Source organism: Streptomyces sp. NPDC001219 (assembly GCF_053597915.1).
On record NZ_JBSFJF010000015.1, the window covers coordinates 115,216 to 141,973 of the forward strand.

Annotated in this window: 27 protein-coding genes; 17 read left to right on the plus strand and 10 right to left on the minus strand. The window is 72.6% G+C overall.

Annotated elements, in window-relative coordinates:
* Window positions 1-29 precede the first annotated feature (29 nt).
* A complete protein-coding gene (locus ACWC9R_RS12790; protein WP_450731060.1) occupies window positions 30-1,967 on the minus strand; it encodes an ABC transporter ATP-binding protein in 1,938 nt (645 codons plus the stop codon).
* A 162-nt stretch (window positions 1,968-2,129) separates the two neighbouring features.
* Window positions 2,130-3,545 carry a GAF domain-containing protein gene (locus ACWC9R_RS12795; RefSeq protein ID WP_450731062.1) on the minus strand — a complete coding sequence of 472 codons (1,416 nt, stop codon included), beginning with the start codon at window positions 3,543-3,545 and terminating at the stop codon, window positions 2,130-2,132.
* A gap of 581 nt (window positions 3,546-4,126) precedes the next feature.
* Between ACWC9R_RS12795 and ACWC9R_RS12800 the strand changes: the two genes are divergently transcribed.
* Window positions 4,127-4,543: an STAS domain-containing protein gene (locus ACWC9R_RS12800; RefSeq protein WP_450731064.1), complete on the plus strand. Its 417-nt coding sequence runs from the start codon at window positions 4,127-4,129 to the stop codon at window positions 4,541-4,543.
* A 49-nt stretch (window positions 4,544-4,592) separates the two neighbouring features.
* Here the strand turns inward: ACWC9R_RS12800 and ACWC9R_RS12805 are convergent, their stop codons facing one another.
* The 3 genes from ACWC9R_RS12805 to ACWC9R_RS12815 form a co-directional block, all read right to left on the minus strand.
* Window positions 4,593-5,081: a glutathione peroxidase gene (locus tag ACWC9R_RS12805; protein ID WP_450731066.1), complete on the minus strand. Its 489-nt coding sequence runs from the start codon at window positions 5,079-5,081 to the stop codon at window positions 4,593-4,595.
* Window positions 5,041-5,352: a hypothetical protein gene (locus ACWC9R_RS12810; protein WP_450731068.1), complete on the minus strand. Its 312-nt coding sequence runs from the start codon at window positions 5,350-5,352 to the stop codon at window positions 5,041-5,043. Before ACWC9R_RS12810 ends, ACWC9R_RS12805 begins: the two co-directional genes overlap by 41 nt.
* A 200-nt stretch (window positions 5,353-5,552) precedes the next feature.
* Window positions 5,553-7,187, minus strand: a complete 1,635-nt coding sequence (locus ACWC9R_RS12815; RefSeq protein WP_450731114.1) for an FAD-dependent oxidoreductase — start codon at window positions 7,185-7,187, stop codon at window positions 5,553-5,555.
* Between the two features lie 250 nt (window positions 7,188-7,437).
* Here ACWC9R_RS12815 and ACWC9R_RS12820 point away from each other — a divergent pair, with 250 nt between their 5' ends.
* The 7 genes from ACWC9R_RS12820 (at window position 7,438) to ACWC9R_RS12850 (ending at window position 12,717) form a co-directional block, all read left to right on the plus strand.
* Complete coding sequence (locus tag ACWC9R_RS12820) at window positions 7,438-8,556, plus strand: SchA/CurD-like domain-containing protein (RefSeq protein WP_450731069.1); 1,119 nt, start codon at window positions 7,438-7,440, stop codon at window positions 8,554-8,556.
* 68 nt (window positions 8,557-8,624) lie between these two features.
* A complete protein-coding gene (locus ACWC9R_RS12825) occupies window positions 8,625-9,059 on the plus strand; it encodes a cupin domain-containing protein (RefSeq protein WP_362612756.1) in 435 nt (144 codons plus the stop codon).
* The gene (locus tag ACWC9R_RS12830) at window positions 9,056-10,324 is read left to right on the plus strand and encodes a beta-ketoacyl-[acyl-carrier-protein] synthase family protein (protein WP_362612754.1); all 1,269 of its coding nucleotides are present in this window, start codon (window positions 9,056-9,058) and stop codon (window positions 10,322-10,324) included. The genes ACWC9R_RS12825 and ACWC9R_RS12830 overlap by 4 nt, the downstream gene beginning before the upstream one ends.
* Window positions 10,321-11,571 carry a ketosynthase chain-length factor gene (locus ACWC9R_RS12835; RefSeq protein WP_450731070.1) on the plus strand — a complete coding sequence of 417 codons (1,251 nt, stop codon included), beginning with the start codon at window positions 10,321-10,323 and terminating at the stop codon, window positions 11,569-11,571. The genes ACWC9R_RS12830 and ACWC9R_RS12835 overlap by 4 nt, the downstream gene beginning before the upstream one ends.
* 15 nt (window positions 11,572-11,586) lie before the next feature.
* Entirely contained in the window at window positions 11,587-11,856 is a 270-nt protein-coding gene (locus tag ACWC9R_RS12840; protein WP_042152343.1) for an acyl carrier protein, read from the plus strand.
* Between the two features lies 1 nt (window position 11,857).
* On the plus strand, window positions 11,858-12,331 hold the full coding sequence (locus ACWC9R_RS12845; protein WP_362612747.1) for an SRPBCC family protein: 474 nt from the start codon (window positions 11,858-11,860) through the stop codon (window positions 12,329-12,331).
* Window positions 12,332-12,384: 53 nt separating this feature from the next.
* Window positions 12,385-12,717 carry a TcmI family type II polyketide cyclase gene (locus ACWC9R_RS12850; protein ID WP_362612746.1) on the plus strand — a complete coding sequence of 111 codons (333 nt, stop codon included), beginning with the start codon at window positions 12,385-12,387 and terminating at the stop codon, window positions 12,715-12,717.
* 113 nt (window positions 12,718-12,830) lie between these two features.
* Here ACWC9R_RS12850 and ACWC9R_RS12855 read toward each other — a convergent pair whose 3' ends face one another.
* The 3 genes from ACWC9R_RS12855 to ACWC9R_RS12865 form a co-directional block, all read right to left on the minus strand.
* Window positions 12,831-13,859, minus strand: a complete 1,029-nt coding sequence (locus ACWC9R_RS12855) for a methyltransferase (RefSeq protein ID WP_450731072.1) — start codon at window positions 13,857-13,859, stop codon at window positions 12,831-12,833.
* Window positions 13,860-13,866: 7 nt separating this feature from the next.
* Window positions 13,867-14,970 (minus strand): right-handed parallel beta-helix repeat-containing protein, encoded by a 1,104-nt coding sequence (locus tag ACWC9R_RS12860; protein ID WP_450731074.1) that lies wholly within the window; start codon window positions 14,968-14,970, stop codon window positions 13,867-13,869.
* A 493-nt stretch (window positions 14,971-15,463) separates the two neighbouring features.
* Window positions 15,464-16,264 carry a TetR/AcrR family transcriptional regulator gene (locus ACWC9R_RS12865; protein ID WP_450731075.1) on the minus strand — a complete coding sequence of 267 codons (801 nt, stop codon included), beginning with the start codon at window positions 16,262-16,264 and terminating at the stop codon, window positions 15,464-15,466.
* An 81-nt stretch (window positions 16,265-16,345) separates the two neighbouring features.
* Between ACWC9R_RS12865 and ACWC9R_RS12870 the strand changes: the two genes are divergently transcribed.
* Entirely contained in the window at window positions 16,346-18,655 is a 2,310-nt protein-coding gene (locus ACWC9R_RS12870; protein WP_450731077.1) for an ATP-binding cassette domain-containing protein, read from the plus strand.
* A 34-nt stretch (window positions 18,656-18,689) separates the two neighbouring features.
* Window positions 18,690-19,550, plus strand: coding sequence for a siderophore-interacting protein (locus ACWC9R_RS12875; protein WP_450731079.1), 861 nt, complete (start codon window positions 18,690-18,692; stop codon window positions 19,548-19,550).
* Between the two features lie 7 nt (window positions 19,551-19,557).
* On the opposite strand, the gene ACWC9R_RS12880 is transcribed toward ACWC9R_RS12875, so the two are convergent.
* On the minus strand, window positions 19,558-19,932 hold the full coding sequence (locus tag ACWC9R_RS12880) for a VOC family protein (protein WP_450731081.1): 375 nt from the start codon (window positions 19,930-19,932) through the stop codon (window positions 19,558-19,560).
* A 436-nt stretch (window positions 19,933-20,368) separates the two neighbouring features.
* On the opposite strand from ACWC9R_RS12880, the gene ACWC9R_RS12885 reads away from it, so the two are divergent.
* Both ACWC9R_RS12885 and ACWC9R_RS12890 read left to right on the plus strand, forming a co-directional pair.
* Window positions 20,369-20,767: an ArsR/SmtB family transcription factor gene (locus ACWC9R_RS12885; RefSeq protein ID WP_450731083.1), complete on the plus strand. Its 399-nt coding sequence runs from the start codon at window positions 20,369-20,371 to the stop codon at window positions 20,765-20,767.
* A gap of 77 nt (window positions 20,768-20,844) precedes the next feature.
* Window positions 20,845-21,240 carry a DUF6126 family protein gene (locus ACWC9R_RS12890; RefSeq protein WP_450731084.1) on the plus strand — a complete coding sequence of 132 codons (396 nt, stop codon included), beginning with the start codon at window positions 20,845-20,847 and terminating at the stop codon, window positions 21,238-21,240.
* Here ACWC9R_RS12890 and ACWC9R_RS12895 read toward each other — a convergent pair.
* A complete protein-coding gene (locus ACWC9R_RS12895; protein WP_450731116.1) occupies window positions 21,209-22,009 on the minus strand; it encodes a CDP-alcohol phosphatidyltransferase family protein in 801 nt (266 codons plus the stop codon). The genes ACWC9R_RS12890 and ACWC9R_RS12895 overlap by 32 nt on opposite strands.
* 109 nt (window positions 22,010-22,118) lie before the next feature.
* On the opposite strand from ACWC9R_RS12895, the gene ACWC9R_RS12900 reads away from it, so the two are divergent.
* From ACWC9R_RS12900 to ACWC9R_RS12920, 5 genes are all read left to right on the plus strand, one after another.
* Window positions 22,119-23,105, plus strand: a complete 987-nt coding sequence (locus tag ACWC9R_RS12900; protein WP_450731086.1) for a zinc-dependent alcohol dehydrogenase — start codon at window positions 22,119-22,121, stop codon at window positions 23,103-23,105.
* A 76-nt stretch (window positions 23,106-23,181) separates the two neighbouring features.
* Window positions 23,182-23,580: a 6-pyruvoyl trahydropterin synthase family protein gene (locus ACWC9R_RS12905; protein ID WP_362614039.1), complete on the plus strand. Its 399-nt coding sequence runs from the start codon at window positions 23,182-23,184 to the stop codon at window positions 23,578-23,580.
* A complete protein-coding gene (locus tag ACWC9R_RS12910) occupies window positions 23,577-24,695 on the plus strand; it encodes a glycosyltransferase family 4 protein (protein ID WP_450731088.1) in 1,119 nt (372 codons plus the stop codon). The genes ACWC9R_RS12905 and ACWC9R_RS12910 overlap by 4 nt, the downstream gene beginning before the upstream one ends.
* Window positions 24,692-25,567, plus strand: a complete 876-nt coding sequence (locus ACWC9R_RS12915; RefSeq protein WP_450731090.1) for an SAM-dependent methyltransferase — start codon at window positions 24,692-24,694, stop codon at window positions 25,565-25,567. The genes ACWC9R_RS12910 and ACWC9R_RS12915 overlap by 4 nt, the downstream gene beginning before the upstream one ends.
* Entirely contained in the window at window positions 25,567-26,667 is a 1,101-nt protein-coding gene (locus tag ACWC9R_RS12920; RefSeq protein ID WP_450731092.1) for a lysylphosphatidylglycerol synthase transmembrane domain-containing protein, read from the plus strand. Before ACWC9R_RS12915 ends, ACWC9R_RS12920 begins: the two co-directional genes overlap by 1 nt.
* Window positions 26,668-26,758: the final 91 nt, after the last annotated feature.

Here is a 26,758-nt window from a genome sequence, read left to right on the forward strand (position 1 = left end):
CCAAGAGGCGGGGGCCCGGCGGCGCGCCGTCAGTTCACCAGCGCCGACTCCGGCAGCAGATCCGGACCGGAATCCGGCCCGGCCGCCGCCGTGGCCTGTCGGTCCTGTGCGGCGGTGAACTGCGTCCGGTACAGCTCCGCGTACCGCCCCTCGGCCGCCAGCAGCGTCTGATGCGTCCCGCGCTCGACGATCCGCCCGTCCTCGACCACCAGGATCAGGTCGGCGGCCCGTACGGTCGACAGCCGGTGGGCGATGACCAGCGCGGTACGGCCCTCCAGGGCCTCGGTGAGCGCCTCCTGCACCGCCGCCTCGGAGGTGTTGTCCAGATGGGCGGTGGCCTCGTCCAGGATCACCACCCGGGGGTGGGCGAGCAGCAGCCGGGCGATCGTCAGCCGCTGGCGTTCGCCGCCCGAGAGGCGGTAGCCGCGCTCGCCGACGACGGTGTCCAGCCCGTCGGGAAGCCCGGCGATCAGCTCCTCCAGACGGGACCGGCGCAGCGCGTCCCACAGCTCCGCCTCGGTCGCCTCCGGCTTGGCCAGCAGCAGGTTCTCGCGGATCGAGTCGTGGAAGAGGTGCCCGTCCTGGGTGACCATCCCCAGGACGTCGCGCAGGGAGGCGGCGGTCAGGTCGCGGACGTCCACCCCGGACAGCCGGACCGCGCCCGCGTCGGTGTCGTACAGCCGCGGCAGCAGCTGGGCCACGGTCGACTTCCCGGCGCCCGAGGAGCCGACCAGGGCGACCATCTGGCCGGGTTCGGCGCGGAAGGAGATGCCGTGCAGGACCTCCTCGCCGCCCCGGGTGTCGAGGGTGGCGACCTCCTCCAGGGAGGCCAGCGAGACCTTGTCGGCGGACGGGTAGCCGAAGCGTACGGCGTCGAACTCCACGGACACCGGGCCCTCGGGGACCGCGCGGGCGTCCGGCTTCTCGGTGATCAGCGGTTCGAGGTCGAGCACCTCGAAGACCCGCTCGAAGCTGACCAGCGCGCTCATCACCTCGATATGGGCGCCGGACAGCGCGGTCAGCGGGGCGTAGAGCCGGGTGAGCAGCAGGGCGAGCGAGACGATCGCGCCGGCCTCCAGCTGTCCGCGCAGGGCGAGGAAGCCGCCCAGCCCGTAGACGACGGCCAGCGCCAGGGCGGAGACCAGGGTGAGGGCGGTGACGAAGTACGTCTGGACCATGGCCGAGCGGACCCCGATGTCGCGCACCCGGCGGGCCCGGACGGCGAACTCGGCGGACTCGCGGGCCGGGCGGCCCATCAGCTTGACGAGGGTGGCGCCCGGCGCGGAGAACCGCTCGGTCATCTGGGTGCCCATCGCCGCGTTGTGGTCGGCGCCCTCCCGGCGCAGATCCGCCAGCCGCCGGCCGACCCGGCGCGCGGGCAGCACGAACACCGGCAGCAGCGCCAGCGCGATCAGGGTGATCTGCCAGGACAGGCCGATCATCACGCCGAGGGTGAGCAGCAGCGTGACGACGTTGCTGACGACACCGGAGAGGGTGTCGCTGAACGCCCGCTGCGCACCGATCACATCGTTGTTGAGCCGGCTGACCAGCGCACCGGTGCGGGTGCGGGTGAAGAAGGCGACCGGCATCCGCTGGACGTGGTCGTACACCGTCGTCCGCAGATCCAGGATCAGGCCCTCGCCGATACCCGCCGACAGCCACCGGGTCAGCAGCCCCAGACCGGCCTCCGCGACCGCGATGACCGCGATCAGCGCGGACAGGCCGACGACCAGGGACGGCGCGTCACCGCCCACGATGGCGTCCACCACCCGGCCCGCGAGCAGCGGCGTGGCCACCGCGAGCATCGCGGTCACCGTGCTCAGGACGAGGAACCACACCAGGCGGCGGCGGTGCGGGCGGGCGAACGCCACGATGCGGCGCAGGGTGGCGCGGGAGAACCGGCGCCGGCCCTGTTGCGCGGTCATCGAACTGTGCAGGGCGTGCCAGGCGGTGACTTCCATGTCCATCGTGGCCTCCAGGTGCCGGGGTCGCGTCACGGGATCGCCGTGAACGACCGGCGACATACAGGAACCTAGAACCTCAACCAATCTTCAGGTCAAGAACTTCCGGTGCACTCACCCGCCCGGGCCACCACAAGGCGCCACGGTGCCCGGAAGGGGCCCGGCGGATCAGCCGCCGGACCGGCCGCGGAGGGGACGCTCCCAGGTCAGCGGCGGATGCGAGCCGTCCGGGCAGCTCACCGTCAGCCGTACGCCCGCCCGTCCGTCGGGCAGCGTGACGGTGGCGTCCACGACGACCGTCACCCGGGCCGGCCGCGACGGTCCCGGTCCCGACGCCCCCACCGCCGTCAGCGCCTCGCCCAGAGCGGCCACCAGCGCCCGGCCGCTCCGCTCGTCGACCCGCGCGTCGACCGGGCCGGTGAAGTGCACCGACGGGCGGCCGCCGAGCGTCCCGGTGGCCGCCGCGGCCGCCCGCAGGACCCGGGCGCGCAGGCCGGGCGGTGCCTCCGGCGGCCCCTGCTGGAGCGCGATGATCGCCGTGCGGATCTCCTGGATCGTCGCGTCCAGCTCGTCGATGGCCTCGCCGAGCCCCTCCTGCACCTCCGGCAGCCGCGCCTTGCGCCGGGCGGTCTCCAGCAGCATGCCGGTGGCGAACAGCCGCTGGATGACCAGATCGTGCAGGTCGCGGGCGATACGGTCGCGGTCCTCGAAGACCGCGAGCCGCTCGCGGTCCCGGTGCCGGTCGGCGAGCATCAGCGCCACCGCGGCCTGGGCGGCGAACTGGGTCCCCAGGGTCCGTTCGGTATGGCTGAAGCGGTCGTCGCCCGGCATCCGGCACAGCGCCAGGGCGCCCAGCATCCGCCCGTTGCTGCGCAGCGGCAGCAGCATCGTCGGGCCGTAGTGGCGCGACAGCGGGGAGACCGAGCGGGGGTCGGCGGCGAAGTCGTCGGAGAAGACCGCCAGCCCGGCCCGCAGCTGGTGCAGCACCGGGCTCTCCGGCGGGATGCGGCCGCGGAACGCCTCGGTCCGCACGGTCTCCGGCAGCTCGGTGGAGATCGCCACCACCTCCATGCCCCCCTCGGTGTGCGGCAGCAGGACCGCTCCGGTCGCCGCCTCGGCCAGCTCCCGGCCCTGCTCCGCGACGACGGTGAGGGCATGGGTGGCCGTGGAACGGCCCTCCGGCCCGGCCAGCAGCGCCGTGGTGACCGACGCCGCGCCGTCGATCCAGCGCCTCCGCTGCCGGGCGGCCGCGTGCATCCGGGCGTTGCTCAGCGCGATCCCCGCCTCGGTGGCCAGCACCCGCACCAGATGCCGGTCCCTCTCGTCGAACTCCTCGCCGTCGCCCTTCCCCGCCAGGTAGAGCGTGCCGAACAGTTCCCCCTGTACCTGGATGGGCACCTCCAGCGAGACTCCGGCGGGTGCGTCACCAAGGGAGGCACCGTGGCCGGCCGGATCGCCCGCCCCGCCACCGCCCCCGTCGTGGAGGCCGACGGCGGCATGGCGCGCGCCCGTGAGGGAGACGGCGGTCTCCGCGATCCGTTCCAGCGCACGGCCCAGATCGTGGTCGGAGCCGACCGTCGCCATCGCTTCCAGAAGCTCCGGAAGCCGGGAAACCGGCCCCCCGGCCAGCGCACGCAGGCTCTGCGCGGTCCGTTCGGGCGGTTCTCCAGCGGTATCCGACGGCTTCAGGGCACACCTCACACTTTCCGGCGATTCGGACAGTCTAATTCGCCCGAAAGTGTGCTATTCGATCAGCCCCGATCAATCGTCCGAAGAGGGTCCCCGGAGATGGTCGCGGAACGGTCATCCGGCTTCCGCCTGGTCGGGGCGCCGGTTCCGGACATCCGGCGGGGAGCGACGGCCGCCGACGGGGGAGAGGGCCCCTGGTCACCTATCTCGGCCACGCCCGCGAGGGGCGACTTTGAGACAACCTGTAGTTGCCCTGGGGGCCGGTACTTGGAGGCCTCGGGCTGCGGGTAAGCCGTAGACAACTACGGACAGCTGCAGAAACGCAGGAACACTGACGACACACCGCCGCACCACCCCAGACCCGGAAACGGGCCGAACCGCCCGGATTGCGCCGGGCGCCCCCCACACCTACCGAACGTCTCCGCCGCAGACGCGTGGCCATATCCCGCGCCTCGGCACGAAAGTGGGCCGGGCCGATGGATGAAGGACAGTACTACCCGAGACTTGTGGGACCGTGCCGCGCGGCAGGCGGCACGACCGTGCTGGAACTCCGCGGCGAGCTGGACATCCTCGCCGTGTCGGTGCTGTCCGACCAGCTGGACGACCTCACCGGGGTCCAGGGCGCCGACCTCCTGCTGGACGTACGCGCGGTGACGTTCATCGACTGCGCGGGCCTGTCGCTGCTCAGCCGCGCCCGCTACCGGACCCGGCAGCGGGGCGGCAGGCTCCGGCTGACCGGGGTCACCCGCGGCGGAAGCGTCGGGCGGCTGCTGCACATGACCGGGCTGGACGGGACCTTCGAGACGGTGTCCGACGAGGACGCCGGGGAACCGGCCGCCGGCACCATGGGGCCGGCCGAGGTCACGGACGGCGCGGGCACCGCCGTCGCCTGACCGGCGCCCCGCCGCACACCGCCCGCGACCGGCGAAGCGGCCGCTCGGCTCAGGCCGGGAGGGCCGCCTCGATGGCGTTCACCAGCTCCTCGGCCTCCGGCTCGGTCCGCGGCCGGAAGCGGCCCGCGACCCTGCCCTCGGCATCGATCAGGAACTTCTCGAAGTTCCACTGGACGTCGCCGGCCGCCCCCTCGGCGTCCTTGCTGCCCGTCAGCTCCGCGTACAGCGGGTGCCGGTCCGCGCCGTTGACATCGGTCTTCTCGAACAGCGGGAAACTCACGCCGTACGTCGCCGAGCAGAAGGTGGCGATCTCCTCGGAGGTGCCCGGCTCCTGGCCCGCGAACTGGTTGCTGGGGAAGCCCAGCACACTGAAACCACGGTCCCCGAAGCGCTGCTGCAGCCGCTCCAGACCCGAATACTGCGGGGTCAGCCCGCACTTGGACGCCACGTTCACCACCAGCAGGGCCCGGCCCCGGTAGTCGGAGAGGGAGGCGGGCTCACCGGTCAGGGTGCGCAGGGGGATGTCGTACAGGCTCACGGTCATGCTCCTCGTCGCGGTTCCGCGGGTAGGGACGTCCTTCCTCCGTCCCAACAGCGGTGCCCGCGCGGATCTTCCCCGGATCGTCCACCGGCCAGGAAACCACCGGACGGAGCTCGCCCGAGCGCCACTCCTTGAGCAGCTGGTCGAAGATCGGGGTGTCCTCCTGGGCCCGGCGGCGGGTCTGCGGAGCCGGGGGTGGCAGCGGCGGCGGCTGGTGGGGGAGCGAGATACGCCGAAAGGGGTGCGTGGCGGGGTTCTTGGCGTCCATGCCCGGACTCAACCGGAAATCGGCCCCCCGAGTTGCGGGACGCGGCCGGGACGGCCCCCAGATGCCCCTGCGGTGGTGACGGGCAGAAGATACGTTCGCGCGCCGGAGGGGCCGGCGGATGTCCCGCCGGCCCCTCCGCCCTCATGTCCCAGGGGGCCCGGCCGCTGCGCTTCGCACGGGGCCGGGGCGTGCCGGGCCGGTCAGCTCCGGCACAGCAGCGAGGCGAGCACCTCCCGGAGCGCCGCCTCCGGGTCGGCCACCCGTCCCTCGGCCCGCCAGGCGACGAAGCCGTCGGGGCGCACCAGCACCGCGCCCTCGGGCGTCGTCCCGTGCTTCTCGGCCCAGTCGGTGCCCTCCTCGGGAGCCAGGTCGTCGTTCGGCCCGGTGCCGATCATGTAGCACTCCAGGCCCAGGCCGAACTCCTCGTTGGCGCCCTTGGCCGCGGTGCGCCACATCTCGCCGTCGGTGCCGGTCAGCAGGACGAAGGACTTCTCGTACAGATCGAGGGTCGAGCGGCGTTCGCCGGCGGCGTGCAGCCACATGTGCGGGGCGCGGGAGCCCGGTTCGCCGGTCAGCCGCAGCTGCTCGGGCACCACCGGCAGACCGGGATCGGCGCCGACGACCGCGCCCTGGGGGTAGCAGTAGCCCAAGGCCACGGTGAGCACTCCGCGCTGGCGGCCGCCGCCCGCGCCGGGCGCCGGGACGTACCCCGGGTGGCTGTGCTCGGCCGAGCGGGCCGAGGCACGGGCACTGGTCTCCCGCGCCACCGGCTGCCGCTCCGCCTCGTACGACGCCAGCAGCCCGGGGTCCGCCCAGCCGTTCAGCACGGCGGCGAGCTTCCAGGCGAGGTTGTGGGCGTCCTGGATGCCGGTGTTGGAGCCGAATGCCCCGGTGGGGGACATCTCGTGGGCCGAGTCGCCGGCGAGGAAGACCCGGCCGGCCGCATACCGCTCGGCGACCCGCTCGGCGGCGTGCCACGGGGCCTTGCCGGTGATCTCAACTGCCATGTCCGGTACGCCCGTTGCCCGGCGGATGTGCTCGATGCACCGCTCGTCGGTGAAGTCCTCCAGGGTCTCGCCCCGGTCCGGGTGCCACGGGGCGTGGAAGACCCACTCGGCCCGGTTGTCCACCGGGAGCAGGGCACCGTCGGCCTCGGGGTTGGTCAGGTAGCAGGCGATGAAGCGGCGGTCGCCCACGGCGTCCGCGAGCGCCGGCGCGCGGAAGGTGATGCTCACGTTGTGGAACAGGTCGCCGGGACCGGTCTGGCCGATGCCCAGCCGGCTCCGGACCGGACTGCGCGGGCCGTCGGCCGCGATCAGGTAGTCCGCGTGGACGGTGGTCAGCTCACCGGTCTCCCGGTTCTTCAGGACCGCGGTCACCCCCTGCGCGTCCTGTTCGAAGGAGCTCAGCTCGGTGGAGAACCGCAGGTCACCGCCGAGCTCCCGGGCACAGCGCACCAGCACCGGCTCCAGGTCGTTCTGGCTGCACAGACACCAGGCGGAGGGGCTGAACTTGGCCAGCCCGCCGCCCGGGTCGATCTCCTTGAACAGCCACTCCTGCTCGTCACCCGTGAGCGAACGGGCCTGCAGGATGCCGTGGTTGTCGGACAGCGTCGACGCGGCGGCGCGGATGCGCTGCTCGGCCCCGGCCACCCGGTACAGCTCCATCGTGCGGACGTTGTTCCCCCGCCCGCGCGGGTGGTGGGAGGTGTCCGAGTGCTTCTCGACCAGCAGGTGTCTGACGCCCAGACGTCCCAGGAACAGCGAGGCGGACAGGCCGACCAGGGACCCGCCCACGACGAGTACCGGAACCCGGTCTTCGGCGGTGGGATTCATTGCGTGCTCCAGCTCCAGGGACGTGTACGGCAGATGGAGCACGAATGCCCGGCTGCGGCCGTGTTCGATCACGGTTCACCTGCATGGCTCACAGATCTCGCGCCACCCGTGGGTCCCGGCCACGATCGAATCCGGGACGCCCCCGGGACACCGGGCAGGCCGCCCCCACCATCCGGCTCAGTCACCGGATCGCACCGGAACTGACGACGCACCACTGGGGCCGTCGGGCCCCGAAGGAGATGCGTAGACGATGACAACGCTGTCGGAACGAATATCCCAGTCAGCCTTCGACGGCTCACGGCTGCGGGTCGTGCTGCTCCTGGATCTCCACGAGGGAGCCCAGCAGGACTTCCTGGAAGCCTACGAGCACCTGCGCAACCAGGTCGCGTCCGTCCCCGGGCACATCACCGACCAGCTGTGCCAGTCCATCGAGAACCCCTCGCAGTGGCTCATCACCAGCGAATGGGAGAGCGCACCGCCGTTCCTGGCCTGGGTCAACAGCGAGGAACACGTCAAGATGGTGCAGCCGCTGCACGGCTGCGTCCGCGACACCCGGTCGCTGCGCTTCAGCGTGCTGCGCGAGACCTCGAACATCGCCAGCCTCACGCCCGAGCCCCCCAAGGGACGGCTCCAGGCCAACCCCCGCGTCGGTGACGGCGTGGTACGGCACGCGCTGACCTTCACCGTGAAGCCGGGCAGCGAGTCGATGGTCGCGGAGATCCTCGCCGGCTACACCTCCCCGGAGGCCCGGGTCGACGACACCACCAGGCTCCGCCGCACCTCCCTCTTCATGCACGGCAACCGCGTCGTGCGCGCGGTCGAGGTGCAGGGCGACCTCGTCGCGGCGCTGCGGCACATCTCCCAGCAGCCCGAGGTCCGGGCCGTCGAGGAGGCCATCAACCCGTATCTGGAGCAGGACCGCGACCTCAGCGATCCGAACTCCGCCCGGGTGTTCTTCACCCGCGCCGCGCTGCCCGCGGTGCACCACGTCGCGGCGGCCGGGGAGCAGCCCGACGGCATCCGCCGGCACGCGCTGTACTACCCGGCCAAGGAAGGCTGCGGCATGGCGCTGGCCCGGATGCTGGCCCGCCAGGACGAACTGGCCGCCGACGACCCGTCCTGCCCCGTCGCCGGCAGCACCATCTTCCAGCGCGACGACGTCGTGGTCCGGATGGTCGACCTGCGCATCCCCGTCGACAGCGACCCCATGCTGTCGCTCGGTGTCCGCGGTCCGCGCAAGACGGCCGTGCTGCGGCGCCTCATCGACACCGAGGTGGCCGGCGGCCTGTCGAACGACCGCGAGATCGCGCACTTCCTGGAGCGCTCCGACATGGCCCTCATCACCGACCGCCGGGCACCGGGCGCCTGACGCCCGCCGGCCGTCGCAGGCCACTCACCCCCTTCACCCGCCGGCACCACGCCCCTGGAGGAACAGCCATGACCACGCACCGCCCACGCATCGTGGACCTCAGCGAGACCCAGCCCAACCGCCGGCGCGGAGGTGATCTGCGCGCCATGCTGACACCCAGCGCGGTGGGCGCCACGAGCGGCTTCATGGGCATGGCACTCGTGCAGCCCGGCGAGCGCATCGGCGAGCACTACCACCCGTACTCCGAGGAGTTCGTGTACGTCGTGCAAGGCGCCCTCGAAGTCGACCTGGACGGGGAGCCGCACCCGCTGCGCCCGGACCAGGGCCTGCTGATCCCCCCGTACATGCGGCACCGCTTCCGCAACGTCGGGGACGTCGAGGCCCGTATGGTCTTCCACCTCGGCCCGCTGGCGCCGCGCCCCGAGCTCGGCCACGTCGACACCGAGGGCACGGAAGAGGGCACACCCGTCGCGCCACCGGAACGCACGGAGCCGGTGTCATGACCCGCCGCGTGGCGGTCACCGGCGTCGGCATCGTCGCTCCGGGCGGCGTGGGTGTGCCCGCCTTCTGGGACCTGCTGTCCTCCGGCCGTACGGCGACCCGTGGCATCACCCTCTTCAACCCCGAGGGTTTCCGTTCACGTATCGCCGCCGAGTGCGACTTCGATCCCGCGGCCCACGGTCTGAGCGAGGAGCAGGTGGCCCGCTCGGACCGGTACATCCAGTTCGCGATGGTCGCCGCGGAGGAGGCACTGCGCAGCGCCGGCCTGGACACCGGGGCCGAGGACCCCTGGCGCATCGGGGTGTCCCTGGGCACCGCGGTCGGCGGCACCACGCGCCTGGAGCACGACTATGTCGCCGTCAGCAGCCACGGTGCGCGCTGGGACGTCGACCACCGGCCGGCCGGCCGCCATCTGGAGCGGGCGTTCTCCCCGAGTTCGCTCGCCTCCGCGGTGGCGGAACAGATCGGCGCCCACGGCCCGGTGCAGACCGTCTCCACGGGCTGCACCTCCGGCCTCGACGCCATCGGCTACGCCTTCCAGTCCATCGAGGAGGGCCGGGTCGAGGTGTGCGTCGCCGGCGCCTCGGACTCGCCGATCTCCCCGATCACCGTGGCCTGCTTCGACGCGATCAAGGCGACCTCGGCGAACAACGACGACCCGGCACACGCCTCCCGTCCGTTCGACGCCCACCGCGACGGATTCGTGATGGGGGAGGGCGGCGCCGTGCTCGTCCTGGAGGAGCTGGAACACGCCCGTGCCCGCGGCGCGACCATCCACTGTGAGATACGCGGCTACGCCACCTTCGGCAACGCGTACCACATGACCGGTCTCACCCAGGAGGGCCTGGAGATGGCCGAGGCGATCAACCGCGCACTCGGCCACGCCAGGGTCGACGCCACCCAGGTGGACTACGTCAACGCGCACGGCTCGGGCACCCAGCAGAACGACCGGCACGAAACGGCCGCGGTCAAGCGGTCGTTGGGTGCCCACGCCCACAAGGTGCCGATGAGTTCCATCAAGTCCATGGTGGGCCACTCGCTCGGGGCGATCGGCGCGATCGAGATCGTGGCCTGTGTGCTGGCCCTCACCCACCAGGTGGTGCCGCCCACGGCCAACTACGAGACTCCGGACCCGGAGTGCGACCTCGACTACGTGCCCAAGACGGCACGGGAGCTGCCGCTGCGTTCGGTGCTCTCGGTCGGCAGCGGCTTCGGTGGATTCCAGTCAGCTGTGGTACTGACCCGACAGGGTGGGAGGGCATCATGAGCTCCCCTGAAGAACGTCGTTCCGTCGTCACCGGTATCGGTGTCATCGCCCCCAACGGGGTGAGCACCGAGACCTTCTGGAAGGCGACGGTGGAGGGCATCAGCGTCCTCGACCGCGTCACCCGTGAGGGGTGCGAGCATCTGCCCCTCAAGGTCGCCGGTGAGGTGCGGGGCTTCGACCCGGCGGATCTGATCGAGGAGCGCTACCTCGTCCAGACCGACCGGTTCACCCACTTCGCGATGGCGGCGGCCAACCTCGCGCTGGACGACGCCCGGCTCGGCCGTGCCGACTACAACGACTCACCGTTCGCGGTGGGGGTCGTCACGGCCGCCGGATCGGGCGGCGGCGAGTTCGGCCAGCGGGAGCTGCAACGGCTCTGGGGCCAGGGCTCCCGCCATGTCGGCCCGTACCAGTCGATCGCCTGGTTCTACGCCGCGAGCACCGGACAGATCTCCATCCGCGGCGGCTTCAAGGGGCCGTGCGGAGTCGTGGCCAGTGACGAGGCGGGCGGTCTGGACGCCCTCGCGCACGCCGGCCGCACCATCCGGCGCGGCACCGACGCCGTCGTCGTGGGTGCCGCCGAGGCACCCCTGGCCCCCTACTCGGTCGTCTGCCAGCTCGGCTACGACGATCTGAGCAAGCTCGACGATCCGGCCCGCGCCTACCGCCCGTTCACCGACGGCGCGTGCGGATTCGTGCCCGCCGAGGGCGGCGCGATGCTGATCGTCGAGGAGGAGACGGCGGCCGTGAGCCGCGGGGCGAGTGTCCGGGCCGTGCTGGCCGGGCATGCCGCGACCTTCACCGGGGCCTCCCTGTGGGAGGAGTCCCGGGCCGGGCTCGCCCATGCGATCCGTGGCGCGCTGGCGGACGCGCGGTGCGCCCCGGAGGAGATCGACGTGGTGTTCGCGGACGCGCTCGGCGTCCCCGCGGCCGACCGGGCCGAGGCGCTGGCGCTGGCGGACACCCTGGGCCGGCACGCCTCGCAGGTCCCGGTGACCGCACCCAAGACGGGCACCGGACGGGCGTACTGCGGCGCCCCCGTCCTCGACACCGCGGCCGCGGTGCTCGCGATGGAGCACGGCGTCGTGCCGCCCACCCCCAACGTCGTCGACGTCTGCCACGAGCTGGACGTGGTGACCGGCCGGGCCCGCCCCGCCGAGTTGCGGACGGCGCTGGTGCTGAGCCGGGGACTGATGGGCTCGAACGCGGCTTTGGTGCTGCGGAAGGGCTCCGGCTCCCCCTCATGAGAAGGAGAACCTCAGATGACCGCTCAACTGACGCTCAATGAGCTGGCCGCGCTGATGAAGTCGGCCGCCGGCCTCACCGTCGACCCCAAGGAGCTGGCGAACCGGCAGGACGCGACCTTCGCGGACTTCGGGCTGGACTCGCTCGGCCTCCTCGGCATCGTGGGCGAGCTGGAGAACCGGCAGGGCCGGCCGATGCCGACCGACGCGGAGCGCTGCAAGACGCCGCGCGACTTCCTCGCCCTCGTCAACACCGCCAACGACACCGTACCTACGACAGGAGCATGACATGCCTGGCCACACCGAGAACGACATCACCATCGCGGCGCCCCTCGACCTCGTCTGGGACATCACCAACGACATCGAGAACTGGCCGCAGCTGTTCAGCGAGTACGCCTCGGTCGAGGTGCTGTCCAGGGAGGGCGACAAGACCACCTTCCGGCTGACGATGCACCCGGACGACAACGGCACGGTCTGGAGCTGGGTCTCCGAGCGCGTCGTCGACCGCGAGAACCGCTCGGTCCGCGCCCGCCGCGTGGAGACCGGCCCGTTCGCGCACATGGACATCCACTGGAAGTACGCCGAGATCCCGGGCGGCACCTCCATGCACTGGACCCAGGACTTCGCGATGAAGCCCGACGCCCCGGTCGACGACAAGGGCATGACCGAGATGATCAACCGCAACTCCCGGATTCAGATGGAGCTCATCCGGGACCGGATCGAGCAGCGGGACCGCGAGCGCCGGTCCGCCACCGTCAGCTGACGGCCGCCAGGCCGCGTTCGGACCGCCACCCGGCGGCAACGAAGGGACCCCTGATGCATCACGCTCTGATCGTCGCCCGCATGAAACCCGGTTCGGCTCCGGACATCGCCGAGGTCTTCCGGGCCTCGGACCGTACGGAACTGCCGCACCTGGTCGGTGTCTCGCGGCGGACCCTCTTCCAGTTCGGTGACGTGTACCTGCACCTCATCGAATCCGACCGGCCGCCCGGCCCGGAGATCGCGAAGGTGACGGAGCACCCCGAGTTCCGCGCCGTCAGCGACCAGCTGTCCGCCTTCGTCAGCGCCTACGACCCGGAGACCTGGCGAAGCCCCAAGGACGCGATGGCCCAGCAGTTCTACAGCTGGCAGCGCGACGGCAGCAGCTGAGGAACGCGCGAGAGCCGGGGCGATCCCCCGGCTCTCGCACGTTCCCGGGAGAAACGGGACCGCCCGGTGCGGAGCAGCCTCCGCACCGGGCGACCCGCCGTTTCCGGAACGGCTCACTCAGGAACGGTGCACTCGAAGGCGTGCAGATACGGGTTGACGACGAGGATCTCGCCGACCTTCAGCCCGGCCTCCGCCATCCGGCTGACCAGGCTCGCCTTGGTGTGCTTGGCGCCGCCGACGTTGAGCAGCAGCAGCAGGTCCATGGCGGTGGTGAACTTCATGGACGGGCTGTCATCGACGAGGTTCTCGATGATCACGACGCGGGCGCCGGGCCGGGCGGCCCGGACGACGTTCGCCAGCGTCCTGCGGGTGCTGTCGTCGTCCCACTCCAGGATGTTCTTGATGATGTAGACATCGGCCTGGACCGGGATGTCGTCGCGGCAGTCGCCGGGCACGATCCGTACCCGTGAGGCCAGCGCGCCGCCGTCCCGCAGCCGCGGGTCCGGGTTGGCCACGACGGTGGGCAGGTCGAGCAGGGTGCCCTGCAGCGTGGGGTGTTTCTCCAGCACGCTGGCGAGGACGTGTCCCTGGCCACCGCCGATGTCGGCCACCGAGGACGCCCCGGTCAGATCGAGCAGCCCCGCGATGTCCTGCGCCGACTGCTTGCTGGACGTGGTCATCGCCCGGTCGAAGACCTCGGCCGACTCCCGTGCGTCCTGGTGCAGGTAGTCGAAGAACCCCTTGCCGTACAGGTCGGGGAAGACGCTGCGGCCGGAGCGCACCGCGTCGTCCAGCCGCGGCCAGGCATCCCAGGTCCACGGCTCCGTGCACCACAGGGAGATGTAGCGCAGGCTGTTCGGGGTGTCCTCCCGCAGCAGCCGGGACATCTCCGTGTGGACGTACTTCCCGTCGTCGGTCTCGGCGAAGATCCCGTAGCAGGACAGCGCGCGCAGCAGCCGGTCCAGCGGCCGCGGCTCGGTCTTCACCGCGGCGGCCAGCTCCTCCGCGGTGGCGGGCCGGTCGCCGAGCGCGTCGGCGACGCCGAGGCGCGCCGCCGCCCGTACGGCCGCCGCACACGCGGCTCCGAAGATGAGCTCCCGGAGCTGCATGGCGGGCTGGGGAGTGGGACTTACGGTGGTCATGGCGCCTCTATTCTCCCGTCGCGGACGGGTTCAGCCCGTCCCGGTGCAGCCGCCGGCACAGCCCGGCCGGCTCCGAGGTCCGGCAGACGTTGCCGATGAACCGGTTGCCCCTGCCGGGCAGGTCCCGGTTGGCCAGGTCCACCGGCCTGTTCCGCAGCACGATGTTGTGGCTGATGACGTTGTGGTGGTTGAGCACCTTCACGAAGCTGTGGAACAGCACGACACCGCCGGAGAGCCGCGACTTGCCGTGGTGGTCCCGGATCACGTTGCGCCGTACCAGGACGTGCTCGGCGCCGGTGAGCACGATGCCGGACCCCTGGATGTCCGGCAGCCGGCTGTTGCCGCGGCAGAACTTGTTGTTCTTGTAGATGGAGTTGTTCCGTACCGTCAGCGCGCCGGCCTGGGGGCGGGACTCGTCGCCGACGACGAACACCCCACCGCAGTTCCTGGTGATGGTGTTGTAGCCGACCGTGAGGTTCCTGACCCGGCGGATGGTGACGCCGATCCGGTTCCCCGCGAGGTAGTTGTCGCTGATCACGGCGCCCCGTGTGTCGGCGCCGCCGCCTTCTTCCCTGGTCTTGTTCGCGAGGAAGATGCCCGCGTCGCCGTTGTCGATGGCGTTGTTGTCCCGGAACATGCCCCGGATCGACTTCTCCTGCGCGATGCCCCACACGCCGTTCTTCCGGACGGTCACGTGGTGCACCGAGAGCCGGTCGGTCCCGGAGGCGAAGATCCCGTTCTTCTTGAAGCCCCGGACGGTCAGCGAGCGGATGCTGACGTCGCGCAGCGGCCTGCCCTTCCCGATGACGCAGATGCCGTTGCCGTCCCGCCCGCAGGCGTTCGTGGCCCGCCTGCCCGACGGGGTGATCACCGTCTTGTGGCCCGCGCCGATCAGGCGCAGCCGCGACTTGTTGATCAGCACGCTCTCCCGGTAGAGACCGGGCCGGACGACGATGGTGTCACCCGGTCTCGCTCTGTTCACCGCGCGTTGGATCGATTCGCCTGCGTGGACGACCTGGCGTCCCGGGGCGTCGCAGGGGGACGCCGCGCCCAGGCCGCCGATCATCATCGCGGCGACGCAGCCCATGTATTTCATCTGTCGTAGCACCATGAGGCGAAGCTATGGGTGATCACTTCCGCTCGCCACACGTGGTGAGCCGATCGTCACGGTGTGTGCATCGGGCAGCTTTCGACACGCCGTCAGCTCCGTTGCCCGGCCCGCCGTCGGGCCCGCCATCAGGGCCGGTCAGCGGGCCTTTCGGAGGCCTTGCCGGGGGTGCCGGGCGTGTCGGAACGCGGCCCGGAATCGGCTGCTCCGGAATCAGCTGACCGGGTATCGGACGGGGCGTCGGACGGCGTACCCGACGGTGCGTCGGACCCGGTGACGGACCGGGTGTCCGACGGGTCGTCAGCCGGTTCGTCCGGACCCGCCTCGGTCAGGAAGGCCGCCAGGCTGGTCGGCAGAAACCACGGTCGGGCGCGGAAAACGGTCACGGAAGACCAACGCGCCAGGCCCGGCCGACGACACCGGCGCGGGGGCAGTGAACCCGCTTGATCACCCCAACGGCCGCGGTGAGGGCGGCCCGCCGCCCGCCGGAGACCGCTCAGCGGCCCTCGCGGACCGCCGTCTCGATGCCGTCCAGGATGACGCCCAGTCCGATGTCGAAGGTGCTGCGCGCCTCGCGCTCCATGTAGGGGACCGCGTCGCCCGGGTCCGGAGCGGCGCCCTCCGTCTCCAGCCGCACCAGCAGCGGATACCGCTCGGCGAAGTCGGGGACCATCTCGGTCAGCAGGCCGGAACGGGCCTGCCACCACTCCTCGTCGGACACCCCGGTCGAGGCCGCGGCCTGCCGCGATTCCGTGACGGTCTGCGCGGCGCCGCGGATGAAGTGGAACAGCGCCCCGACCACCCGCCGCAGCACCCCGGAGCTCAGCCCGGTCGTGTACAGCAGGTGCAGCAGTGTCTCCAGCGCGCGGTATTCGTTGGGGCCGAGCACCGGGCGGGCCTGGGAGACCTGCAGCACCCAGGGGTGGCGGAGGGAGAACTCCCAGGTGTCCTCGGCCCAGGAGGTCACCGCGGCGCGCCAGCCCGGCGTCAGGTCGTACTCGGTGGGCATCTCGGCCAGCACGTGGTCGTACATCAGGTCCACCAGCTCGCTCTTGCCGGGGACGTAGGTGTAGAGCGCCATCGCGGTCCGGCCCAGCCGCTCGCCGACCGCGCGCATGGACAGGGCCGGCATGCCGTCGGCGTCGGCGACCGCCACCCCGGCCTCGACGATCGCCGCCACGCTCAGCGCCGGTTTGGGCCCCGGCCACCGGCGGGTCCGCGCCCCGTCGGAGCCCTCCCCGCGCCACAGCAGTGTCATCGAACGACGGGCGTCGCCCTGGCCCGCGAAAACCACCACTTGCTTACTCCTTACGGCGTAAAGTAACGTCCCCGAGTGAACTCTTTACGGCGTAAAGATATCAGAGGGGTGGCAGCGCTCATGGGGGACCGGCAGACCCGGCGGCGGCCGGACGAAGGGGAGATACCGGCCGCGGACAACCACGACATGATCCAGGTGCGCGGCGCCAGGGAGAACAATCTCGCCGATATCTCGCTCGACATTCCCAAGCGCCGTCTCACCGTCTTCACCGGCGTCTCCGGCTCGGGAAAGTCCTCGCTGGTCTTCGGCACCATCGCCGCCGAGTCGCAACGGCTCATCAACGAGACCTATACGGCCTTCATCCAGTCCTTCATGCCGCGTCAGGGCCGCCCCGACGTCGACGCGTTGCACCATCTGAGCGCGGCCATCGTCGTGGACCAGGAGCGGCTGGGCGCCAACTCCCGCTCCACGGTCGGCACCGCGACCGACGCGCAGACCATGCTGCGGATCATCTTCAGCCGCCTCGGCACCCCGCACGCCGGCACCTCCACCGCCTTCAGCTTCAACAGCGCCGAGGGCATGTGCCAGGAGTGTGAGGGCCTCGGCCGGGTCTCGGCGATCGACACCGGCCAGCTGGTGGACACCGAACTCTCCCTCAACGAAGGGGCGATCACCGCTCCCGGCTTCACCGTCGGCTCGTGGTACTGGCAGACCCTCGCCCACTCCGGGTTCTTCGACCCGGACGTGAAGCTCAAGGACTACACCCCCGCCCAGTGGGACGACTTCCTGCACCGGCCCGCCACCAGGATCAAGGTGGGCACCTCCACCCTCACCTGCGAGGGCCTGCTGTCGCGGGTGCAGCGCACCTACCTCGCCAAGGACCGGGCCGCCCTGCAGCCGCACATCCGGGCCTTCGTCGACCGGGCGGTCACCTTCACCGCCTGCGGGGCCTGCGGCGGGGCCCGCCTCAATCCGGCCGCACTCGGCTCCCTGGTCGCCGGCCGCACCATCGCCGAGTGCTCGGCCCTGCAGATCAGCGACCTGGTGACCTTCGTCCGGGGCCTCGACGACCCCGCCGTGGCCCCGCTGGTCGCCACCCTCTGCGACACCCTCGACTCGCTCGTCGAGATCGGCCTGGGCTATCTGAGCCTGGACCGGGAGTCCGGCACGCTGTCCGGCGGGGAGGCCCAGCGGGTGAAGATGGTCCGTCACCTCGGCTCCAGCCTGACCGACGTCACCTATGTCTTCGACGAGCCGACCACCGGGCTGCACCCGCACGACATCCAGCGGATGAACGGCCTGCTGCTGCGGCTGCGCGACAAGGGCAATACCGTCCTGGTCGTCGAGCACAAGCCGGAGACCATCGCGATCGCCGACCATGTCGTCGACCTCGGCCCGGGAGCCGGAGCCGCCGGGGGAGAGGTCTGCTTCACCGGCGGGGTCGCCGCGCTCCGCGCCTCCGGCACCCTGACCGGGCGCCATCTCGACCACCGCGCCGCCCTGCGCGAGCGCGTCCGGCGCCCCGTGGGAGAGCTGACGATCAGCGGCGCGAACCGGCACAACCTCAAGGACGTCGGTGTCGGCGTCCCGCTCGGGGTGCTCACCGTCGTCACCGGCGTCGCGGGATCGGGCAAGAGCTCCCTGATCCACGGGTCACTGCCCGGCCGGGACGGCGTGATCGTCGCCGACCAGTCGCCGATCCGGGGCTCCCGGCGGTCCAACCCGGCCACCTACACGGGGCTGCTCGGCCCGATCCGTACGGCGTTCGCGCGGGCCAACGGCGTCAAGGCCGCCCTGTTCAGCGCGAACTCCGCGGGGGCCTGCCCCACCTGCAAGGGCATCGGGCTGGTCTACACCGACCTCGCGATGATGGCGGGGGTGGCCACGGTGTGCGAGGAGTGCGAGGGCAAGCGGTTCACCCCCAAGGTCCTCACCCACACCCTGCGCGGCAAGAACATCAGCGAGGTCCTCGCCATGTCGGTGGCCGAGGCCCGGGAGTTCTTCCCCACCGGGCAGGCCCGCACCGTCCTCGACCGGCTCGCGGAGGTGGGCCTGGGCTACCTCGGCCTGGGCCAGCCGCTCACCACCCTCTCCGGCGGCGAACGGCAGCGGCTCAAACTCGCCCTGCACATGGCGGAGCGGGGCGCCGTTTACGTCCTCGACGAGCCGACCACCGGGCTGCACCTCGCCGATGTGGACCAGCTGCTGGGCCTGCTCGACCGGCTGGTCGACGACGGCAACACCGTCATCGTCATCGAGCACCACCAGGCCGTGATGGCCCACGCCGACTGGATCATCGACCTCGGCCCCGGTGCCGGACAGGACGGCGGCCGGGTGGTCTTCACCGGCACCCCCGCCGATCTCGTCGCCACCGGCGACTCCCTGACGGCCCGCCATCTGCGCGGCTACCTCTCCACGCCCACCGCGTGACGCCCCTCGCCCCTGCTGCCCCATGGAGGACCCGATGACGGCCGTGCCCGTCGCGCTCATCCAGGTCACCGACGTCCGGCGGCTCACCCCGCACATGGTCCGCGTCACCTTCGCCGGTGACGGCCTCGACGAGTTCCCGGCCTGGCCCGACCAGCAGCTCAAGCTGCTCTTCCCCAGGCCGGGGCAGCGCGCGCCCCGGCTGCCCGACACCGCCGACGGCGACGCGATGCGCTGGTACCAGGCCTACCTCGCGCTGCCCGAGGACGAACGGCCCTGGATGCGCAGCTACACGGTGCGCTCCCACGACCCCGTCCGGCACCGGATCACCGTCGACTTCGTGCTGCACGGCACGACGGAGACGGCCGGCCCGGCGACCCGGTGGGTGGCCTCCGCCGCCGTGGGCGACACCCTCGCCCGGTACGGCCCGGCCGCCGAGTACGCCAGGGCGCTGCCGCTGGACCGGGCCGACTGGGTGCTGCTGGCCGGCGACGCGACCGCGCTGCCGGCCCTCGGCTCCCTCGTCGAGGCGCTGCCGGCCGGTACCCGCGCACTGGCCTGCGTCGAGGTGCCCGGCCCGGCCGACGAGCAGCGCTTCACCACCCGGGCGGACCTCACCGTGCGGTGGGTGCACACGGACGGGCGCGGCGACGCCCTGCCGGCGGCCGTCCGCGCCCTCACCTTCCCGCCCGGGACGGTCTTCGCCTGGCTGGCCGGCGAGGCGGGGACGGTCCGCGCCCTCCGGCGCCATCTGGTCGCGGAGCGCGGGATCGATCGACAGCAGATCGACTTCAGCGGGTACTGGCGCCGGACCCTCACCCAGGACGACGCCCCCACCGAGGAGGACCTCGCCGAGGCGCGGGAACGCCTCACGGCCGCCCGGCCGCCGCAGGGCTGAGGCCGCTTCAGCCCGCCCGCTCCGCCGCGCTGCGCTCCACGCAGAACTCGTTGCCCTCGATATCGGCCAGCGTCGCCCACCCCGTCCCGTCCGCCCGCCGGTGGTCGGCCACCATCGTCGCGCCGAGCGCCAGCAGCCGCTCGACCTCCTCGTCCCGGCCCCAGCCCTGCGGCTGCAGATCCAGGTGTACCCGGTTCTTCACCGCCTTGGCCTCGGGCACCGTGATGAACAGCAGCGCACCGCCCGCGGACGTGACCGTGGCCTCCGGATCGCCCGGCAGATCGTCCTCGGCCAGCGACCCGTCCAGCACCTGTGCCCAGAAGCTCGCCAGGCGGTAGGCGTCGGTGCAGTCGATGGTGATGTGGCGTACCAGTGAAGTCATGGGCGTCACTATGTGGTTGGGGAGCGGGGCTGTCCACCGGGATTACGGCGGGCGGCGCACCGGCGGCTCCGGCAGCCGTGACCAGGGGCGGGCCCGGGGCGTACCCCGTGCCCGACGGCCAGTGGTGCGGCCCGTGCGACAACTGCGTGCGGCTGCCGCGGAGTTCGTCCGGCCGGGGCGGTCCGGGCGGCGAACGGGCGGCGGAGCACCCGCCCGGCCACGCCCCGTACCGCGACCGCCCCCGGGTTTGTCCCCCACACCCATTCAAGTCGCCCGCCCTCGTCGTCTACAGTTGCAGAATTCCGCAATTCAACAGATGACGCGACGGCCGTGCGGCCTGAACGCGGAGGACATGCGTGGGCGGTTTCGCCGAATCGGCAGGGGAACGGGTGTGTGCGGCGCGGTCCGCGGCCGGACCCGGGAGCGGGGCGCGGACATGAACGGTGCGTGGTCCCCGGTCTGTCAGGCCAAGGCCGAATTCTTCCGGATGCTGGGCCATCCGGTCCGTATCCGGGTGCTGGAACTGCTCCAGAGCGGACCGATGCCGGTGCGCGGGCTGCTCGCCGCGATCGGGGTGGAGCCGTCCGCGCTCTCCCAGCAGCTGGCGGTGCTGCGCCGCTCGGGTCTGGTGACGGCCACCCGCAGCGGTTCCACCGTCGTCTACGAACTGGCCGGCGACGAGGTCACCGAGCTGCTGCGGGCCGCCCGCCGGGTCCTCGCCGAGGTGCTCACCGGGCAGCACGCCCTGCTGGCCGAACTCCGGCAGGCCGAGCCCCGGCCCCGGCCCACGGTCGGCGGGGTGCCGGCGGCCGGCGGAGTGGGGGCGGTCTCGTGAACCGCGCGCTCCGCTCCACCGACGGTGACCGGACGGGAATCATCCGCATGCGCCCCACCGGGACAGGGTGATCGCTGATGTCCGGCACACCACGGCGTAAGGGGCCGCCGCCCTGGCGGGCGGTCCGCTCCCGCACCTGCATACCCACGCCCTCCGGTCCGGGCACCGTACGGCCCTGCCGGGGACGCCCCCCTGGGCGCGGGACGCTCCGTACGGCACGCGGACACGGCCGCGTCTGCCCGGAGGGCGCCGCCCACCGGCACACCTCGGCGCGCTGCGGCGTCCGGCGGCCCCGGGCGACCGCGGTCCGCCCCGGCACCCAGCTGGCGCGGCTGCCCGGCGCGGTCCTGCTCACCCACCACGCTTCCCGGCGCAGCCTGTGGCGACGGGTGTTCCTCTACTTCGTCGTCAGTCATCTGCTGCTGGTCTTCCTGGCGCTCGTCATCTATCTGGGCCGGCACGCCGGGACATAGCGGGCGCACCGGCCCCGACCCTGTCCCGGCCGGGCACCGCGGCCGCCCCGGCCGTGAGCCCCCGGACCCGCCACAGCCAGCCGACATCCCGCCCGAAGGACCACACGAGCAGCGCCAGCGCCCCGCCCACCGCGGTGGCCGCCGCGGTGCGCGGCAGCACTCCGGAACCGGCCAGGACCAGCACGACACCCTGGAGCGCCGCCACGGTCTTCCGGGCCATGCTGTGCGGCAGCGCGCCGCTCAGCCACGGCAGGAACCAGGACGCCGCGACGAAGACGTACCGCATGAGGCCGATGCACAGCACCCAGGCGCCCAGTGGCACCACGAGAAACACACACAGCACCAGGATGAGGAAGGCGTCGACCTCCATGTCGAAGCGCGCGCCCAGCGGGGTCACCGTGCCGGTGCGCCGGGCCACCTGACCGTCCACCGCGTCCAGGACCAGCGCCACGGCGGCCAGCGCGACCAGTACCGTGACCGGCGCCGGCCGGGCGAAGGAGTCCGCGACCAGCGCCGTCACCCCGCCGACGAGGATCGTGCGGGCCAGCGTGACGCGGTTGGCCATGCCGAACGACGGGGTCCACGACCGGCGCAGCGCGACGGTGAGCACGCCCCAGGTGGCCACGGCGAACACACCGCCCGTCAGCCACCCGACGGTGCCCAGACCGGCCACCCTGCGCAGTGCTTCCAGGACGAGCAGCTGCACTCCCGTGCCTGCCGTAATGTCCGGTCCGAACGGCCTTGTGTCGTAACGCTCTTGTACAGCCACCATGCCTCCCGGGATGTGTGGCGGAGTGGAGAGGTGCCGCGTATGGTGACGGCGTTCTCATGATCCCCAGCATCGACGAATCATCGCCGGAGCGTCCAGGAGGATTCCGATGCCGCGCGTCGCTTGTGCGTTTTGGATAAACGCTCCAGGTCACGGAGAAATCCGGACCGTACCCTTGCCGGACCCCGGTGCGGACGAGGTTCTGGTGCGCACACTCTGTTCCGGAGTCAGCCGCGGAACGGAGACCCTGGTCTTCCGGGGCGGTGTGCCCGAGAGCCAGCATTCCGTGATGCGGGCGCCCTTTCAGGAAGGCGACTTTCCCGCCCCTCTCAAATACGGCTACCTCAATGTCGGCGTCGTCGAGGAAGGGCCGTCGGCGCTGCTGGGCCGTACGGTCTTCAGCCTCTATCCGCACCAGACGCACTATGTCGTCCCGGTGAGCGCCGTCACTCCGGTACCCGACTCCGTCCCCGCGTCGCGGGCCGTCCTGGCGGGCACCGTCGAGACCGCGGTGAACGCCCTGTGGGACGCCGCGCCGCTGGTCGGCGACCGGATCGCGGTGATCGGCGCGGGCATGGTGGGCTGCAGCGTCGCCGCCGTCCTCGCCCGCTACCCCGCGGTCCGGGTGCAGCTGGTGGACGCCGACCCCGCGCGGGAGGCCACCGCCAGGGCGCTGGGCGTGGACTTCGCGCTGCCGCAGGACGCGCTGGGCGACTGCGACCTCGTCGTCCACGCCAGCGCCACCGAGCAGGGGCTGACCCGCGCGCTCGAACTGCTCGCCCCCGAAGGCACCGTCATCGAGCTGAGCTGGTACGGAGACCGGCAGGTCAGCCTGCCGCTGGGGGAGGCCTTCCACTCCCGCCGGCTGGTCGTCCGCAGCAGCCAGGTGGGCGCGGTCTCCCCGGCCCGCCGCGCCCGCCGCACCTTCGCCGACCGGCTCGCCCTCGCCCTGGACCTGCTCGCCGACCCCGCCTTCGACGCGCTGGTCACCGGCGAGTCCGCCTTCGAGGAGCTGCCGGAGGTGCTGCCCCGGCTCGCCTCCGGCGCTCTCCCGGCACTGTGCCACCGCATCCGGTACGGACCCGCGGACGACTGAACCCCCCCTTGAGAACGCCCTGAACCCGCCCCGGCGACACCGCCACTGAGACCGACATCACACCGGAGGAACGGCCTTGTTCAGCATCACCGTCCGCGATCACCTGATGGTCGCCCACAGTTTCCGTGGCGCGGTCTTCGGCCCCGCGCAGCGCCTGCACGGCGCGACCTTCATCGTGGACGCGACCTTCCGCCGCCCCGAACTCGACGCCGACAACATCGTCGTCGACATCGGCCTGGCCACCCGGGAACTCGGCGCCGTGGTCGGGGAGCTGAACTACCGCAACCTCGACGACGAGCCCGCCTTCGCCGGCATCAACACCTCGACGGAGGCCCTGGCCAAGGTCGTCGCCGACCGGCTCGCCGACCGCATCGAGGCGGGCAACCTCGGCGAGGGCGCCCGCGAACTGGCCGGGATATCGGTGACCCTGCACGAGTCCCACATCGCCTGGGCGACGTACGAGCGCACTCTGTGACCCGCACCGGCACCACCGCTGCGGAGCGTGTGGTGCACTTCGTCCTCCCCGGTGACATCGACGATCCGGCGGCCCCCAGCGGCGGCAACACCTACGACCGCCGGGTGTGCCGCGACCTCCCGGCCGCCGGCTGGCAGGTCCGCCCGTACGCACTCCCCGGCGGCTGGCCGCAGCCGGACGCCACGGCCCGCGCGGAGCTGGCCGGGCGGCTGGCGGCGCTGCCGGACGGCGCCGTGGTCCTCCTCGACGGACTGGTCGCCTGCGGCGTCCCCGAGATCCTCGCCCCCGAGACCGAACGGCTGCGGCTCGCCGTCCTGGTCCACCTCCCGCTGGGCGACGAGACCGGCCTCGATCCCGCCCTGGCCGCGGAGCTGGACGCCCGCGAACACCGCACCCTGCACGCCGTGGAGGCCGTCGTGGCCACCAGCGACTGGGCCGCCCGCCGGCTCGTCACCCACCACGGACTGCCGGCCGCGCGGGTGCACGCGGCCCGGCCGGGCGTCGACCCGGCGCCGCTCGCACCCGGCACCGACGGTGCCACCGGCCTGCTGTGCGTCGCCGCGGTCACCCCGCGCAAGGGACAGCACCGGCTGATCGACGCGCTGGCCACCGTCACCGAGCTGCCGTGGCGCTGCGCCTGCGTGGGGGCACTCGGCCGCGACCCCGGATACGCCGCCCAACTCCGCCGCGCGGTGACCGGATTCGGCCTCGACGACCGGATCACCTTCACCGGGCCGCGCACCGGCGCGGACCTGGAGGCGCGCTATGCCGCCGCCGACCTGCTGGTGCTCACCTCGTCCGCCGAGACCTACGGCATGGTCGTCACCGAGGCGCTGGCGCGCGGGATTCCGGTGCTGGCGACGGCGGTGGACGGCGTACCGGAAGCGGTCGGGCAGGACCCCGACGGCGGGGTGCCCGGCCTGCTCGTACCGCCCGGCCGGCCGGCGGCGCTCGCCGACGCGCTGCGCGGCTGGCTGGGCGATCCACAACTGCGGGACCGGGTCAGGAGTTCGGCGCGCGCACGGCGTGCCATGCTGGAGGGGTGGGAGATGACGTCGCACAGTCTGGCCGGAGTGCTGGAACGGCTTCGGGACGAGCCCCGGAGCACGCGATGAGCGCGCAGGAACGGCCTCGATTCGCCCCGCGCTGGCTGGAGTTGCGGGAACGCGCCGACGCCGCGGCGCGGGCGCCCGAGCTGCTGCGCCCGCTGCGGGCGTGGCTGGAGGCGCGGCCCGCCCCGGCGGGCCCGCCCGGCAGCGCCGGTGGTCTGGTGATCCGCGACCTCGGCTGCGGCATCGGCTCGATGGGGCGCTGGCTCGCCGTCCGGCTGCCCGGACCGCAGCAGTGGGTGCTGCACGACCTGGACCCGGACCTGCTCGCCCTCGCCGGTGCGCGGATGCCGGTGACGGCCGCCGATGGCACACCCGTCACCGCCACGACCGCACGCGGCGACCTCGCCGCCCTCACCGCCGACGACCTCGCCGGCACGTCCCTGGTCACCGCCTCCGCACTGCTCGATCTGCTCACCCGTGAGGAGGTGGAGGACCTCGCCGAGGCCTGTGTCGGCGCGGGCAGCCCGGTGCTGCTGGCGCTCTCCGTCGCCGGGCGGGTCGAGCTGAGCCCGGCCGACCCGTTCGACGCCCGGCTCACCGGCGCCTTCAACGACCATCAGCGCCGCACCGACCAGGGCCGGGCGCTGCTCGGCCCGGACGCGGTCGCGGCGGCGGTGGAGGCGTTCGAACGGCGCGGTGCCACGGTGCTGGCGCAGTCCAGTCCGTGGCGGCTCAGCTCCGCCGAATCCGGGCTGATCGCCGAATGGCTGCGCGGCTGGGTCGGTGCCGCGCACGCCCAGCAGCCGGAGCTGGCGCCCGAGGCCGTCGCGTATCTGCGCCGGCGGCTGGAGGAGTGCGCGGCGGGTGAGCTGACCGTGGCGGTGCATCACATCGATCTGCTGGCGCTGCCCCCGTACCCGTCCGGGAGCGTGTGATGAAGCGGGCCCGCTGGGTGGCATGGCTCAGGATGCTCGCGGGACTCGGCATCCTGGCGGCCCTCGTCTGGCATCTGGGCTCGCAGGTCTTCCTGGACGGGCTGCGCCGGATCGACGCCGCCACCCTGGCGGCCGCGCTCGCCATCGGCGTGCTGACCACGGTGTGCAGCGCCTGGCGCTGGTGCCTGGTGGCCCGCGGCCTCGGGCTGCGGCTTCCGCTCGGCCGGGCCGTCGCCGACTACTACCGGGCGCTGTTCCTCAACGCGGCGCTGCCCGGTGGCGTGCTGGGCGATGTGCACCGCGCCGTCCATCACGGCCGCAGCTCCGGCGACCTGGGCCGGGGCGTGCGCGCGGTGGCCCTGGAACGGACCGCCGGCCAGGTCGTCCTGCTCGTCACCGGGGCGGTGGTGCTGCTGGTCCGCCCGTCGCCGGTCCTGGCACCGGTCACCCGCTTCCTCGCCTCGCCCGCCGTGGCGCTGTCCGTGGCCGCCGCGGGTCTGCTGGTGGCGGCGGTCACCGTCCGGCTGCGCCGGCGCCGGGGTGCCTCCCGCGGTGAACGCGCCCTGCGCACCGTCCTGGCCGAGGCACGCCAGGGCCTGCTGGCCCGCGGGGTCTGGCCCGGCGTCGCGCTGTCGTCCGTGGCGGTGCTGGCGGGCTACCTCGGGATGTTCGTGCTGGCCGCCCGGGTCGCCGGGGTCACCGCACCGGCCGCCGAACTGGTGCCGCTGGTGGTGCTGGCGCTCCTCGCGATGGCGCTGCCGTTGAACGTGGGCGGCTGGGGTCCCCGGGAAGGCGTCGCCGCCTGGGCCTTCGGCGCCGCCGGACTGGGCGCGGCGCAGGGGCTCACCACCGCGGTGATCTACGGCGTCCTCGCCTTCGCCGCGAGCCTCCCGGGGGCTGCGGTGCTGCTGGCACGGGTCTCCCCGCTGCCCGTGGACCGCCCGGCGACAGCAAGCCCCGTGCCCGGCACGGCGGATGGGCCTCCCCGTACGGCGAGTGCGGGGATGATCCGGCAACGTGGTGCGCGGGTCCCGTCGGCGATGGCCGGGGGACCGTACCCGACGTCGCGGGTCCACGCGGAACGGGGAGAGCCCTCCTAGTGACCTGAGTCAGAGATTCGTCGTTGGTTGGGTATGAGTCGTCCGGGTCCGAAGATTCCGCCGTTGTCGGTGACCGATGCGCAACGGGCTG

Excerpts from the sequence above, each read along its gene's own strand:
- ACWC9R_RS12820 (WP_450731069.1), top strand. The coding sequence starts at position 7,438 with ATGACAACGCTGTCGGAACGAATATCCCAGTCAGCCTTCGACGGCTCA.
- ACWC9R_RS12885 (WP_450731083.1), top strand. The coding sequence starts at position 20,369 with ATGAACGGTGCGTGGTCCCCGGTCTGTCAGGCCAAGGCCGAATTCTTC.
- ACWC9R_RS12840 (WP_042152343.1), top strand. The coding sequence starts at position 11,587 with ATGACCGCTCAACTGACGCTCAATGAGCTGGCCGCGCTGATGAAGTCG.
- ACWC9R_RS12815 (WP_450731114.1), bottom strand. The coding sequence starts at position 7,187 with ATGAATCCCACCGCCGAAGACCGGGTTCCGGTACTCGTCGTGGGCGGG.
- ACWC9R_RS12900 (WP_450731086.1), top strand. The coding sequence starts at position 22,119 with ATGCCGCGCGTCGCTTGTGCGTTTTGGATAAACGCTCCAGGTCACGGA.
- ACWC9R_RS12850 (WP_362612746.1), top strand. The coding sequence starts at position 12,385 with ATGCATCACGCTCTGATCGTCGCCCGCATGAAACCCGGTTCGGCTCCG.
- ACWC9R_RS12870 (WP_450731077.1), top strand. The coding sequence starts at position 16,346 with ATGGGGGACCGGCAGACCCGGCGGCGGCCGGACGAAGGGGAGATACCG.
- ACWC9R_RS12875 (WP_450731079.1), top strand. The coding sequence starts at position 18,690 with ATGACGGCCGTGCCCGTCGCGCTCATCCAGGTCACCGACGTCCGGCGG.
- ACWC9R_RS12800 (WP_450731064.1), top strand. The coding sequence starts at position 4,127 with ATGGATGAAGGACAGTACTACCCGAGACTTGTGGGACCGTGCCGCGCG.
- ACWC9R_RS12825 (WP_362612756.1), top strand. The coding sequence starts at position 8,625 with ATGACCACGCACCGCCCACGCATCGTGGACCTCAGCGAGACCCAGCCC.
- ACWC9R_RS12920 (WP_450731092.1), top strand. The coding sequence starts at position 25,567 with ATGAAGCGGGCCCGCTGGGTGGCATGGCTCAGGATGCTCGCGGGACTC.
- ACWC9R_RS12795 (WP_450731062.1), bottom strand. The coding sequence starts at position 3,545 with ATGGCGACGGTCGGCTCCGACCACGATCTGGGCCGTGCGCTGGAACGG.
- ACWC9R_RS12835 (WP_450731070.1), top strand. The coding sequence starts at position 10,321 with ATGAGCTCCCCTGAAGAACGTCGTTCCGTCGTCACCGGTATCGGTGTC.
- ACWC9R_RS12830 (WP_362612754.1), top strand. The coding sequence starts at position 9,056 with ATGACCCGCCGCGTGGCGGTCACCGGCGTCGGCATCGTCGCTCCGGGC.
- ACWC9R_RS12915 (WP_450731090.1), top strand. The coding sequence starts at position 24,692 with ATGAGCGCGCAGGAACGGCCTCGATTCGCCCCGCGCTGGCTGGAGTTG.
- ACWC9R_RS12790 (WP_450731060.1), bottom strand. The coding sequence starts at position 1,967 with ATGGACATGGAAGTCACCGCCTGGCACGCCCTGCACAGTTCGATGACC.
- ACWC9R_RS12880 (WP_450731081.1), bottom strand. The coding sequence starts at position 19,932 with ATGACTTCACTGGTACGCCACATCACCATCGACTGCACCGACGCCTAC.
- ACWC9R_RS12810 (WP_450731068.1), bottom strand. The coding sequence starts at position 5,352 with ATGGACGCCAAGAACCCCGCCACGCACCCCTTTCGGCGTATCTCGCTC.
- ACWC9R_RS12845 (WP_362612747.1), top strand. The coding sequence starts at position 11,858 with ATGCCTGGCCACACCGAGAACGACATCACCATCGCGGCGCCCCTCGAC.
- ACWC9R_RS12860 (WP_450731074.1), bottom strand. The coding sequence starts at position 14,970 with ATGGTGCTACGACAGATGAAATACATGGGCTGCGTCGCCGCGATGATG.
- ACWC9R_RS12855 (WP_450731072.1), bottom strand. The coding sequence starts at position 13,859 with ATGACCACCGTAAGTCCCACTCCCCAGCCCGCCATGCAGCTCCGGGAG.
- ACWC9R_RS12890 (WP_450731084.1), top strand. The coding sequence starts at position 20,845 with ATGTCCGGCACACCACGGCGTAAGGGGCCGCCGCCCTGGCGGGCGGTC.